At 42.7% G+C, this 13,023-nt stretch carries 9 protein-coding genes; 4 read left to right on the top strand and 5 right to left on the bottom strand.

All coding sequences use genetic code 11. The features are described from left to right. Positions 1-40: 40 nt before the first annotated feature. Positions 41-658, bottom strand: coding sequence for a bifunctional 4-hydroxy-2-oxoglutarate aldolase/2-dehydro-3-deoxy-phosphogluconate aldolase (locus tag C9J48_RS07315; protein ID WP_006228873.1), 618 nt, complete (start codon positions 656-658; stop codon positions 41-43). 208 nt (positions 659-866) lie between these two features. On the opposite strand from C9J48_RS07315, the gene C9J48_RS07310 reads away from it, so the two are divergent. From C9J48_RS07310 to dhaR, 3 genes are all read left to right on the top strand, one after another. Beyond that, positions 867-1,421, top strand: a complete 555-nt coding sequence (locus tag C9J48_RS07310; protein WP_006228874.1) for a gluconokinase — start codon at positions 867-869, stop codon at positions 1,419-1,421. Then, positions 1,418-3,214 carry a phosphogluconate dehydratase gene (gene edd / locus C9J48_RS07305; RefSeq protein WP_006228875.1) on the top strand — a complete coding sequence of 599 codons (1,797 nt, stop codon included), beginning with the start codon at positions 1,418-1,420 and terminating at the stop codon, positions 3,212-3,214. Before C9J48_RS07310 ends, edd begins: the two co-directional genes overlap by 4 nt. A 182-nt stretch (positions 3,215-3,396) precedes the next feature. Then, the gene (dhaR, locus tag C9J48_RS07300) at positions 3,397-5,352 is read left to right on the top strand and encodes a dihydroxyacetone kinase operon transcriptional regulator DhaR (RefSeq protein ID WP_006228876.1); all 1,956 of its coding nucleotides are present in this window, start codon (positions 3,397-3,399) and stop codon (positions 5,350-5,352) included. A gap of 67 nt (positions 5,353-5,419) precedes the next feature. Here the strand turns inward: dhaR and ptsP are convergent, their stop codons facing one another. The 3 genes from ptsP to dhaK form a co-directional block, all read right to left on the bottom strand. Further along, on the bottom strand, positions 5,420-7,927 hold the full coding sequence (ptsP, locus tag C9J48_RS07295; protein ID WP_006228877.1) for a phosphoenolpyruvate--protein phosphotransferase: 2,508 nt from the start codon (positions 7,925-7,927) through the stop codon (positions 5,420-5,422). Between the two features lie 62 nt (positions 7,928-7,989). Beyond that, positions 7,990-8,616: a dihydroxyacetone kinase subunit DhaL gene (gene dhaL, locus C9J48_RS07290; protein ID WP_006228878.1), complete on the bottom strand. Its 627-nt coding sequence runs from the start codon at positions 8,614-8,616 to the stop codon at positions 7,990-7,992. Positions 8,617-8,633: 17 nt separating this feature from the next. Beyond that, positions 8,634-9,701 carry a dihydroxyacetone kinase subunit DhaK gene (dhaK, locus tag C9J48_RS07285; protein WP_006228879.1) on the bottom strand — a complete coding sequence of 356 codons (1,068 nt, stop codon included), beginning with the start codon at positions 9,699-9,701 and terminating at the stop codon, positions 8,634-8,636. A gap of 561 nt (positions 9,702-10,262) precedes the next feature. On the opposite strand from dhaK, the gene C9J48_RS07280 reads away from it, so the two are divergent. After that, positions 10,263-11,807 carry a methyl-accepting chemotaxis protein gene (locus C9J48_RS07280; RefSeq protein WP_006228881.1) on the top strand — a complete coding sequence of 515 codons (1,545 nt, stop codon included), beginning with the start codon at positions 10,263-10,265 and terminating at the stop codon, positions 11,805-11,807. 45 nt (positions 11,808-11,852) lie between these two features. On the opposite strand, the gene C9J48_RS07275 is transcribed toward C9J48_RS07280, so the two are convergent. Further along, positions 11,853-12,860, bottom strand: coding sequence for a substrate-binding domain-containing protein (locus tag C9J48_RS07275; protein WP_006228882.1), 1,008 nt, complete (start codon positions 12,858-12,860; stop codon positions 11,853-11,855). Positions 12,861-13,023: the final 163 nt, after the last annotated feature.

Below are 13,023 nucleotides of genomic sequence, written 5' to 3'. Positions count from 1 at the left end.
GTAAAAATGTAAGTACTGATGACAGAAATTTAGTTTCTTTTTACTTATTGATTTCACTAACTAACAGACCAATTGCCTGCCAATCACCTTGCTCAATTAAATTATTTGGAACCATCCATGTACCGCCACATGCCACTACTTTTTCAAGAGCAAGGTAGTCATTGGCATTCGCAGGGCTAATACCACCAGTAGGCATGAACTCCACTGGGTATACAGCTGATAGTGCTTTAAGCATGCTAATACCACCCGATGGTTCTGCTGGAAAAAATTTCACTGTTTTCAACCCTAATGACATGGCTTGTTCAACCAAGCTAGGGTTGTTAACCCCAGGGATAACAGGAATATTTTTCGTTAAACAATACTTAACTGTGGTGGGGTTAAGGCCTGGGCTCACAATAAAGTCAGCACCGGCCAAAATAGCTTGGTCGACTTGCTCTATTGTCAGCACAGTGCCAGCACCAATCAGCATATCTGGATATGCGTCACGCATAAGACGAATAGACTCTGCCGCGGCATCTGTACGGAATGTAATTTCAGCACAAGGCAACCCATTATCCACTAGCACTTTTGCTAACGGCTGAGCACTTTCTGCATTTTTGATAGCAATTACAGGCACTATTTTTAGTGTCTTCAATTTGCTTTCGATTGTTTGTCCCATTTATATCCCCTCTCCATGACATTTCACGCAGCAAACATTGAGCAATACTGGTAGCGCTAAACGTAGTTTTTTATGAATTCTTTTTTGAGAGGTTCACAACCACTCAAGTTACGGGTAACATGTTACCAGTAACTTTGATAAAATAAACCTAAATATCGAATGTATTAAAAAAATGAGATCTAGATCAGAAAGTGATTAAGGAGCTTGAATGGCGGGGAAAAGCATTATTGTCATGGGTGTATCAGCCTGTGGAAAGAGTACTGTAGGGCAACTATTAGCTAATCGAATTGGCGCGAAATTTATTGATGGTGATGATTTGCACCCGAAAGCCAATATCTTGAAAATGTCTCGTGGTGAGCCTCTAGATGATAAAGATCGTGAACCATGGCTAGAGCGGATTCGTGATGCAGCCTTTAGTCTTGAAAGTAAAAATGAGACGGGTGTTTTGGTCTGCTCTGCATTGAAGAAGAGCTATCGAGACCAGATTCGAGAGGGTAATAGTAATGTGACGTTCTTGTTTTTAGATGGTGATTTTGAGCTGATTTTAGAGCGAATGCGTTCACGGACAGGTCATTTCATGAAAGAGAATATGGTGAGAAGCCAATTTGATGTATTAGAGCGCCCAACTAATGAGCATCAAGTTATTACTGTTGATATCAATAATTCGATGGACGGCGTATTGAACAATGCTATTTCTGCATTAGAAGCTCTTGATATTTCACGCAAAGCTATTTTTGATCACAGTAAAGAGGCACTAGTATGACGCATTCTGTTCTTCTCGACGTTACCCAACGCATTATTGAACGAAGCCAAGTAACACGCACGGCTTTTCTTGCCAAAATTGATGAGCAAGCCGCTGAAGGTAAAGGGCGAGCGCAGTTATCATGCGGTAACTTAGCCCACGCAGTAGCGGCTTCATGTAACAGTGAAAAAACAGCAATTCTGAATTTTACTCATGCCAATGTCGGTATTGTAACTGCGTACAACGATATGTTGAGTGCGCATCAAACCTATAAAGATTACCCAGATCAAATCAAAGCGGTCTTAAATGTTCAAGGCCATACTGCGCAAGTTGCGGGTGGTGTACCTGCGATGTGCGATGGTGTTACGCAAGGGCAAGCTGGCATGGATATGTCACTGTTCTCTCGTGATCTTATTGCCCAATCGACAGCTTTTTCTCTTAGTCATAATGTGTTTGATGCCACGTTGTTACTCGGTATTTGTGACAAAATTGCACCGGGGCAGTTAATGGGTGCGCTTACTTATGCACATTTACCAACAGCCTTTATTCCTGCAGGGCCGATGTCTACGGGTATTACGAATGAAGAGAAAGTGGATGTTCGCCAAAAATTTGTAGCAGGCAAAGTCGGTAAAGATGCACTGCAAAAAATGGAGTGTAATGCCTATCACTCATCTGGTACGTGTACCTTCTATGGCACCGCAAATACGAATCAGTTGGTGTTTGAAGCTATGGGGCTAATGCTCCCTGGCTCTGCTTTTGTACATCCATTATCACCATTGCGTACTGCATTAACGGATTATGCCGCAACACGTATTGCAGCGATGACGGCAGATACACCTTCTTACCGTCCACTACGCGATGTATTCACTGAGAAAAGTTTAGTCAACGGGCTGGTGGCATTATTAGCATCAGGTGGCAGTACTAATCACAGTATTCATATGATCGCCATTGCACGTGCTGCAGGTATTATTCTGACGTGGGAAGATCTCAGTGACTTGTCTGATGTGGTGCCATTATTGGTGAAGGTATACCCGAACGGGCCTGCCGACATTAATGCATTTGAAGCTGCTGGTGGTGTGCCTGCATTGATGAAGCGTTTGCATGAGAGTGGTTTGTTACATACTGATGTCACCCCAGCCTTTGGATCGTTTGAGCAGCAATTGATGTCACCAAGCCTCGAGGGGGAAGACGTTATCTGGCAAGCACGCGGTGAAACGACAAACCCTGAGGTTGTTGCTGTTAGTGGCGAAGTCTTCCAAAATACGGGCGGCACGAAAGTTTTAAACGGTAATTTAGGGCGTGCAGTGATCAAGGTGTCAGCGGTTGCAGAAGAATACCGTGTGGTTGAAGCGCCAGCAAAAGTGTTTACTTCGCAACATGATGTAGAAACGGCGTATAAATCTGGTGAGCTGAACCAAGATGGTATTATTGTTGTGACGCATAATGGCCCTGCGGCGAACGGAATGCCGGAATTGCACAAATTGATGCCAATCCTTGGCAATATTCAAAAAGCTGGCTTCAAAGTGGCATTAGTGACTGATGGTCGACTATCCGGTGCTTCGGGCAAAATTCCAGCAGCGATCCATGTCTCACCAGAAGCACTGCGTGGTGGTGTCATTGGATTGATTCAAGACGGCGATATAGTGCGACTAGATTGCGTAACGGGTCAGTTGGATGTTTTAGCTGATATGCAGCATCGAACTGTAGATAATATCGATACTGAATCTCGCCAAATGACGTGGGGACGTGACATCTTCAAAATAATGCGTGAAAACGTATCGAGCGCTGAACAAGGTGCATCATTTCTTTATTAAGTGGTTGTTTAACAATCGTAGTTAATACCAGACGATCTACTTCGCGATAATGGTCGTGTTGTTATGGAAAGGCTTTTTGATAAAAGCCTTTTCTAAAATGCAGTTTTCCAATCTGGGTATTATTTTTATTTGATCTAACACGCTAAGATAACCGCTGAATTGAATAAGCAATTATGTTTCTTATGCAACCTAATCAAGTATTGACCAAAGAGGTTTGGAACGCTTTTGTATCCCAATCGTCAGCAGAAGCTGAACTTCCTAATATTGAACCGTACTTGCAACAAGTCTGGGCCAGATGTCGTCGACAGCAGTGTCATGATCATTGGGCGATGCCTCACCGAGCTAAAGGGGTAACCTATGCCTCGATACAGAAAAGTAAAGCTTCGTTTTTAAATATTGCCATACCTGCTATTGAAGATATTTATGAATATCTAGAAAGCGAAAGCTGTGCTTTTGTAATTAGCGATGAAGCTGGTTGTACTCTGTATTTATGCGCAGACAATGCGATGAAAGTAAAACTTGATACGCTTGGGATTCAAGAGGGGGTTTACTGGCGAGAAGGTATTATGGGTAATAATGCAATTTCAAGTGCTATGCATTTAGCGAAAGCGACTCAAGCTGTTGGCTTTGAGCATTTCAAGCAAGCACTACATAGTTTTGCGGTATATGCCGCACCAGTATTTGGTGATACAGGCACTGCGTTAGGCTGCGTCGCGTTGGTTCTGCCTGTCGAAAAAGCCAGTGTTTCAGCATTGGGCTTAATCCATTCTGCTTCCCGTGATATAGCTAGCCAGATGCAGGCTGAGAGTATGCTTACCGAGTCCAATCAGCATCTATCTGAGGTACATGTTTTACTTGAAGGTGTTGAGGAAGGTGTACTTGCATGGTATCCCAATGGAAACATTCATTATTTGAATCAAAAAGGTTGTGACCTTTTGAGCCTCACAGTCAGTGAGTTAGGGAGAGAAATCAGTTCGATACTCACTATGCCTCAGTGTATTCACCAAGCAATCAAACGTGGTGTTGGGCTAGATATGGTCGATACGACCATTGAAAGCAAAGGTCGGCTTATTTCTTTAGTCATGTCGCTAAAAATTGTGAAAAATGCTCAAAATACTACCCATTGCTATATAGCTCTGCTTTACCCTATTAAGCATATTCGCGACTTAGTGCATCAGCATGTTGGCAATCGGGCGAGATTGACCTTTGACGATATTGTCGGGGGGTCGGATGCTATGCTGCGTGTGGTTCGGCAAGCGCGCCATGCAGCAAAAGGTCGAGGCCCTGTTTTGCTTCATGGTGAAGATGGGATTGGGAAAAGTCACCTTGCCCAAGCTATTCATAATGGCAGTGATAGGCATGGTCAGCCGTTCATTGCCATAAACTGTCAAGCTATTCCCAAAGAGCTTATGGCGAGTGAATTTTTAGGTTCAGCACTTGAAAGTGAGCACTCTTCTGTTTCGAAGTTTGAACTGGCGAATGGCGGTACTTTATTTCTCGATCAAGTGGAATGTTTGTCTTCTGAGGTACAGGCTGCCTTGCTTCACTTACTCAAGACAGGCCTAATCAATCGTATGAACGGTAATATTGTTTCTGTGGATGTGCGTATTGTTGCCACATCGAACGTCGATTTAGATCAGTATGTAGTGGAAAAACATTTTCGTAGGCAGCTTCTTTTGGAGTTGCAAACGTTTGATATTCACGTATCTCCACTTCGTGACCGAATTGAGGATGTTCCCATTCTTGTTGAACGAAAACTGACTCACTTGGAAGCTGAAAAGAAAACATTACTGGCCCTTAGTCAAGAAGCATTGTCATTTTTAATGCGATACCGCTGGCCTGGAAATCATCGAGAATTGCGTAATGTGATTGAGCGTTCTGCCAATTTTTCGGATGGTAGTGTCATTAGAGTGAAAGACTTACCAGACAATATTATTACCGCAACAGATCATGGCCAGACAGGTAATAAGCCTTTGCACTCAAACAATTTAGCTGATTCAGAAAAGGTGACAATTATTCGTTCTGCCTTAGATTGCAGAGGGAAAATCGGCTCTATGTGTGAAGATTTAAAGGTGGGTCGTACGACGTTGTGGCGCAAGCTCAAAAATTACGATATTGACGTGAATGATTATAAATAATTAGAAATAAAAACCGCACATTATGCGCGGTGTGTTAGTTGATAGTGGCCACTTAGATCATGGAGACTTAGAGCATGGCCAATATTTGCGGTAAGGTCTCGGCATTCAGGAGCTCTTTCGCTTTCCGTTCAGCTTGTTGGTGGTGGGTTGCTCGTACCGCCTGTTTAACCGCTGCAATACGGATTGGGCTCATACTCAATTTATCAACCCCCATTCCTATCAGCGTCTCGGTTAGCTTTGGATCGCCAGCCATTTCACCGCATATCCCAATAGTGATGCCAGCATCATGGGCAGCTTTAACTGCGAGTTCAATCATACGTAGTACAGCAGGTTGTGTGGCAGAGACTAAATACGAAACCGCATTATTGCCTCTGTCTGCAGCCATCACATACTGAGTGAGATCGTTGGTACCGACACTGAAAAAACTGACTTCTTTAGCTAACTGCTTGGCATTGACTACCGCTGCTGGTACTTCAATCATAATACCAATGTCGGGAATGGCACTCGATATACCGTCACGTTGTAATGCGTTATGGCAGTCATTTAGTAGAGATTTCGCTTGGTGTAATTCCTCTGGAGTAGAAACCATTGGAAACATCACATGCAAATTCGGATGCTTAGCTCTTGCTCGAAGCAAGGCACTTAGCTGTACTTTGAACAACTTTTCATTTTGCAAACATAATCGCAGACCTCGGCAACCAAGGAATGGGTTATCTTCATGCCCTTGTTGCAAATAGGCTAAAGGCTTATCGCCACCAATATCGAGTGTACGTATGATCACCTGTTTATTACCAAATGAATTAGCTATTTGGGAATAGAATTCATATTGGTATTGTTCGGACGGTGCTTGTTCGCGTTCCATAAAAAGAAATTCGCTACGGACTAATCCAACACCTTCTGCACCGCTATTCAGTGCTTGTTCCGCATCATCTAAAGTGGCTAGATTAGCAAAAACATCTACTGAAATACCATCTTGTGTATACGCTTTTTCTATCATTGTCGCTTGGGCTTGCTCTTTCTGGAACTGCTGTTTTTCAAGTTCTTTTTGTGCGCTTTCAAGTTGCAGTGACGTAGGTGATAACCACACTTCTCCGCTGCACCCATTAATGACTGCAACGCTGCCTTCTTGGCTACGAGACATTAATTTATTGAGTCCTGTAATCGCCGGAATACCTAATGCCCGAGCAAGAATAGCGGAGTGTGATGTATTTCCTCCTTGCTCTAGGATAATCCCTTTGATCATCGCGGGATCAAGTTGTGCGGTATCTGATGGTGATAAGTCAACAGCAGCTAAAATTACTGGCTCAGTTAGCACGATTTTTTGTTCAGCTTCCCCTATGAGTAATCTCATTACGCGGCGACCAATATCGTAAATATCTTTGGCACGTGCCTGCATATATTCACTAGAAATGTCTTTGTAAGCTTGCGCTGTCTGCTCAATAATTGATGACCAAGCATTTTCCACATTGATTTTATTGCTGAGCTGTTGTGCAATTTGATTGCTAAGATCAGGATCTGCCAACATAGCGCTATGAGCTGTAAAAATATCACTTTCTGATTTTGAGCCCGCGAGAGCAGTTCGGTGCGCTAATTGGGCGAGTTCTTGCTGAGCGGCATCACAGGCTTGAGTGTATAACGTCCATTCTTGCTCATAACTTAGATAGCGACGATCTCGTGCTTTAGGCATTGTTGCGCGGTAGTGCCAGATTGGAGCGATAGCGATTCCTTCAGATATACCTATGGCTCTTAAGCATCCATGTTCATCTTCAATGATATCGGTGACTTGAGCAATTGTATTAACGCTATTTTGATTATTAATGATATCGATTTGCTCATCTATCGATTCATTGAAATGGTTATGTGCGAGCAATTGAAATGCTTGTAATGCCTGTTGTGCTTCTTTACCACTGGCTATACACGCTAAGGTGTCGCCTTGTTTTACATCTAATAGCGCAATACTGTTAATGCTCTTGGCGCTAACGCGTCTGTTATGGCAACGTAGCCATATTTGAGCATCAAATGTGCTGATAGCACCGACAATTGCAGAAGCTGGTCTGGCATGAATGCCATGGGGGTTTTGCACCAGCCATTCGATTTCTATTTCGTTTTCACTATCTGCTGGAGTGGGTAGCAGATCTGTTGGTATACCACTTGGTAGCTTCGCTCTTTGGTTCAACAGTTGATATTTTGCGAGTAATGCATTGTGTGCTTCATTGGTGACGTCTTCGAGAGACATACCAGTAGCTGCGGCAACACTTGCCGACATCGCTCCTTCAATGAGCGGTGCAGCACAGATGTGCACATGTGCAGCTTGTTCGCTGCCTATAAGTTCTAAGGCCATGTCAGTACTTAATATTGCGCTACCCATATCCACGAGAACCAAAACACCGTCGGGTGAATATACCTCTTCAATAGCCATCATGATGGCTATCGCATCGGTACCAATTGGATTTTCAGGATCATCGACGCCAGCAGCGACAGCGATTTGGACTTTACCTTGTGTCATCTGTTCAGCCAGCGCATGAACGCCTTTGGCTAAATCTGGGCTGTGGGAAACAATTACAATACTGACCATAATTAGACCTTAAAGTGAGGTGGTGTAATACCACCTCGAACAGAAAAAAAAAGGGGAGAAGATTATTGCGCTGAAGCGTTCCGTAGTGCAGTAAAAAGTAGGTAAGTGGATGTCGCTCCTGGGTCTTGATGACCAATAGAACGCTCCCCTAAATAGCTTGCTCGTCCTTTTTTTGCTTGCATTGGAATTGTGCTTTTCATTGCGACTTCAGCATTGGTAACTGCTGTATTTAGTGCATCGTAAACACTGATATTTTGGTTTTGCTTTAGGCTTGTCATAATACCGTTCCAGGTATCAATCATGGTTTTATCACCCACCTCTGCTCTTCCGCGTTGAACAATCCCATCCATACCGTCTTGAAGCATTTTGGTGAGTTCAATAAGGTTGAGTTCTTCTTTAGACATTGCGCTGGTTGCTGCGCGTATAAAGAAAGTGCCATATAGTGGACCACTGGCTCCACCTATGCTTGATAGCAGTGTCATACCAGTGGTTTTCAAAATAGTGCCAATGTCTTTATCTGCAACACTTGGTAATTTCTCTTTTACTTTTTGAAAACCACGGTTCATATTGAGCCCATGATCTGAATCACCAATTTCTCGGTCTAACTCCGTTAAGAAATCTTGCTCGTTTTGGAATACGTCAGCTGAACCTTCAAGCCACTGAACGATTTGTTGTTTGGTAATTGTCATCAGTTGTTCCTTAACGTTTAGCAGCCCCAGCGCATTGCTGGTGTGTTAACGGGCATATCGTACAGAGATAACATTTCATCATCGACTTTTAGCACTGAGATAGACATCCCTTGCATATCTAGTGATGTGCAATAGCTACCAATAAGGTTTCGTTCAATTTGTATCTCATGGTTTTCCAGTATTTCAGCAACTTTTCGATATACCATGTAGAGCTCAGATTGTGGTGTTGCCCCTAGGTTGTTCACGAGTACAATAACCTTATCGCCAGAATTGAGAGATTCTGTGACCCAAGATTCGTCTTGCCATTCACCTAAATTATTATCCCAGCGGTGAACAATACGTTCATAGGGAGTGTTATCTAATATCTCACTCATCATATCGTTAGTGATAGTGTCGCCATCAGTAAAGGCGCGACGTTCGATACCGGGTTCCCCATGGATACCAACACCAAATTCAATTTCATTATCAGCTAACTCAAAACTTGGTTTACCAGCGGCAGGAACAGTACAAGCAGAAAGTGCAACACCAAATGAACGTCCACGGTTAGCAATATGTTTAGCTAAAGCACTCATTTTATCGAGGTCGTATCCCTCTTCGGCAGCTGCCCCTAGAATTTTCTCTGCCAGCACTGTGGTCGCAACGCCGCGTCGCCCAGCGGTATATAGACTATCTTTCACTGCAACATCATCATCAATCAGCGTCGCTTGTACTTTTATGCCCTCACCGTGAAGAAGTTCAACGGCTGTTTCAAAATTTAGTACATCGCCGGTATAGTTTTTAATAAGAAAGAGAACACCTTCACCTGTGTCGACCTTCTGTGCACATTCATACATTTGATCGGGTGTAGGTGATGTAAACATTTCACCAGGACAAGCACCATCAAGCATGCCTTTTCCTACATAACCACCGTGCATCGGTTCATGACCGCTTCCCCCCCCAGAGATCAGTGCAACCTTGGTTTTTTCCCGCTCTTTTCGCACGATATACATCGGATCTAAGTGTACGTCGAGTTCAGAATGAGCCTTCGCAATACCTTGAAGTTGCTCTTTAACCACTTGATCAATTTGATTAATCATCTTTTTCATCGTTCTATCCTTATTATTCTGCGTTGGAGCAGTTTATTTATGGGGTAAAAGGAAGTCGTAGCAAATCGCTGTTGAGTTGCGCAGTAGGCACAATCCAGCGGTTGTGTTTCGCCGATGTTTATAAATTTACCTGTAATGTTAAAGCTGATGGTATGCCAATAAGAGAAGAGGTGTTACTCCGGTTGTTATGTTTCAATATGGAACTGTTTGGAGGTGCTTATGTTTCGCAATGAAACACACATTGAGTTCAGGTGCCAGATTCTTGAGCTAAAGCATACTTTGGGCTTGTTATCTGGAATAGAGAGTGATGATAGTTAGTCGGCACTAAGCTTATTGGGGGGAATGGATGTGTAACTTTGCAGCTCGGATCACAAATAACTAGGTGACAGGAAGCAGTAAAGAGTCAGGTTTATCCAAAAATATAAGCACTCTTAAGCATATGGGCTACATTTGATATATATAAAATAAATCTAATGTGAAGATAGTGATTATTTGTGATGGCATGTTGCAGCTGAAAATGGAAGGCTGCTTATATCGTCAGCTTATGGAAGAGGGTGAACAATGAAAAGCAATCAGTATACTGTCGATAGAGAACTTCCTTTAGAGCATAATGCCCAACTCGTGACAACCACAGATTTACAAGGCGTGATCTCTTACGCGAATGATGACTTTATTAAAATAAGCGGGTACACCAGCGAAGAATTGGTGGGTCAGCATCATAATATTATTCGCCATCCGGACATGCCTCCTCAAGCTTTTGGCGATTTATGGAAACATTTGAAAGAAAATAAGCCTTGGCGAGGAATAGTGAAAAACCGTTGTAAAGATGGCAGCTTCTATTGGGTCGACGCATATGTTACACCAATATATAAAAATGACCGGGTCTGTGGTTACCAATCAGTTCGACGCAAGCCGACACCCGCAATGATCACTTCAGCGACTCATATTTATGAGCAACTTAATTTAAAGAAAAACCCATATTCATTTCAGCTTTCAATACTTCAAAAATTTTTATTAGTCACAGCCATCACACTGATTACCATTAGTAGCGCTCATTTCTCATTACATGAGTTTGCTGAATTCAGTGCTTTAATCCCATTAGTGCTGTTTATTCTTTTTTATCGCAATGAGTTGTTTAAACAACCACAGTATTTTAAAAAGCTCAAAGATGATTATGATAGCTTAACTCGCATTATTTACAGTGGTGATTCAGTTGAATCCATTGCTGATTTTCATTTACAGCTTTGTGATGCACGGATTAAAACGGTTCTCGGGCGTGTTGATGATGCCTCTTCGACATTAAAAATGGTAAGTGGAGATTTACAGCAAGCGGTTGTGACAACCAAGCAGTCAATTACAGTACAAGATCAAGATACTCAGCACATTGCTACTTCGATCACTCAGATGTCTGCAGTTGCCAGTGAAATTGCACAAAACACACAACTAACATCCGATAAGGCTTTACTTGCTCAAGATCAGTGCGCCAAAACAACAATGATCCTCAACACGACCCAAGATAATATCAATGAACTTGCGATTGAAACGGAAAATACGGCTGAAACAGCACAGTCTTTAGCCAGAGTGTCTGACCAAATAGAAGCCATGATGGTCGAAATTCAGGGTATTGCGCAGCAAACAAATTTACTTGCACTTAATGCGGCAATCGAAGCGGCGAGGGCGGGTGAACAAGGTCGAGGGTTTGCCGTTGTTGCTGATGAAGTTCGTGCATTGTCTCAACGAACACATGGGGCAACCGAGAAAATTCAATCCAGTATTGATGAGATCAATAAATCTCTGGGCGACTGGCAGTCACGAACGACTCATAGCATCCGAAAAACTCAGCAATGTGTTGAGAATACAAGCTTGACAGCACAGAACATTAAAGATGTCGTTGCGATGGTGGACGAAATTGCAGAAATTTCAACACAGATTGCAACAGCGGCTGAAGAGCAAGGCACGGTCGCTGCTGAAATTAGCAATAATGTCCATCAAATATCCGATTCTTCCGCAAAAAATATAGAACAAATTGAAGCGATGAAAATCTCATCAAATCGAGTACGAGACAACGTAGCCTCACTTGATGCTTTAGGGAAATCGTTTGGTTAGCCGCTGATTTATGAGGAGTAGCCTACTCCTCATAAATATATTGGATTAAAGACTCTCACCTTCCGTTACCGTAAAACCCATATCAAAAACCTTTTGTTCGATCACATCACCAGCTAGCGCTGAAAGTAAGAGCTGTGCACTTTTTTCTCCAATTTCAAAGCGCGGTGTATCAATACTTGTCAGTTTAGGTGACATCGCTTGACCAATATCTAATGCGTTATAGCCGACAACACTGATTTGATTCGGCACTGAAATACCACGTGCTTGGCAAGCCATAATCGTACCGATAGCGATATCATCGTTGGTACAAAAGACCCCGTTAAGGTTTGGTTGTTCGGTTAAGGCACGATCAAGTAAATGTCGACCTAAAGTAAAACTAGAGTGTTCTTCAGTTAAAATATGCACAGGCTCAAGGTTGGCTTCTTGCATTGCACGATCGTAGCCGTTCATTCGCAATTGTGTTCGTGTATCAAGACGAGCACCAAAGTACACCGTGTTGTATTTATCTGCTTCAATCATTTCTTTTACAACGGTATACGCTGCAAGCTCGTGATTTAACCCTACCGCCATATCTATCGGGTTGTCAGGTAATTCCATTGCTTCAATAATCGGAATACCCGCTGTTTTAATCATTTGAAGAGTGCGAGTAGTGTGATTTGTGCTCGTTAAAATTAATCCATCAACTTGGTATGACAACAGGGCAGCAATTTTGCTCTCTTCTTCCTCTTCGCTATAGCTGAAGTGGGCGATCAAGGTTTCATAACCATTGGCTTTGGTTACGGTTTCAATGCCTTGTGCAAAATTAGCAAATACTTGGTTAGATAAAGAGGGCAACAAAACACCAATCGCTTTGCTGGATGATTTTGAAAGCATTGCAGGTGCACGATTTTGGATATATCCCAATTCTTCTACGATTTTCGCGATTTTTTCGCGAGTGGCAACGGCTACCGATTCAGGGTTTCTCATATAACGGCTAACCGTCATTTTGGTGATACCAATACGATCGGCAATATCTTGTAGAGTAGGGCGAGATTTACGGTTTTCTGTGCTCATGCTAATGTTCTCATCAAATGTTACTGTAACATTATCATCTAAGCGACTGTGGTTTCAATAAAAAAGCAGTACTTACTCATTCGGTTATTGTCCGAAATAGTAAGCACTGCTTAAAATCAATGATGGTTAATCGTCAGAGGTAATGCTTAAGATTAACGACAAC

The sequence above is a fragment of the Photobacterium profundum genome (assembly GCF_003026285.1).
Lineage (GTDB): Bacteria > Pseudomonadota > Gammaproteobacteria > Enterobacterales > Vibrionaceae > Photobacterium > Photobacterium profundum.
Note: the sequence above shows the minus strand (reverse complement) of the source record. Positions and strands in the feature narration are given on the sequence as shown.

What these genes read in the sequence shown, in the direction of transcription:
- C9J48_RS07315 (WP_006228873.1), bottom strand. Translation starts at nt 658, where the DNA reads ATGGGACAAACAATCGAAAGCAAATTGAAGACACTAAAAATAGTGCCT.
- C9J48_RS07310 (WP_006228874.1), top strand. Translation starts at nt 867, where the DNA reads ATGGCGGGGAAAAGCATTATTGTCATGGGTGTATCAGCCTGTGGAAAG.
- edd (WP_006228875.1), top strand. Translation starts at nt 1,418, where the DNA reads ATGACGCATTCTGTTCTTCTCGACGTTACCCAACGCATTATTGAACGA.
- dhaR (WP_006228876.1), top strand. Translation starts at nt 3,397, where the DNA reads ATGCAACCTAATCAAGTATTGACCAAAGAGGTTTGGAACGCTTTTGTA.
- ptsP (WP_006228877.1), bottom strand. Translation starts at nt 7,927, where the DNA reads ATGGTCAGTATTGTAATTGTTTCCCACAGCCCAGATTTAGCCAAAGGC.
- dhaL (WP_006228878.1), bottom strand. Translation starts at nt 8,616, where the DNA reads ATGACAATTACCAAACAACAAATCGTTCAGTGGCTTGAAGGTTCAGCT.
- dhaK (WP_006228879.1), bottom strand. Translation starts at nt 9,701, where the DNA reads ATGAAAAAGATGATTAATCAAATTGATCAAGTGGTTAAAGAGCAACTT.
- C9J48_RS07280 (WP_006228881.1), top strand. Translation starts at nt 10,263, where the DNA reads ATGAAAAGCAATCAGTATACTGTCGATAGAGAACTTCCTTTAGAGCAT.
- C9J48_RS07275 (WP_006228882.1), bottom strand. Translation starts at nt 12,860, where the DNA reads ATGAGCACAGAAAACCGTAAATCTCGCCCTACTCTACAAGATATTGCC.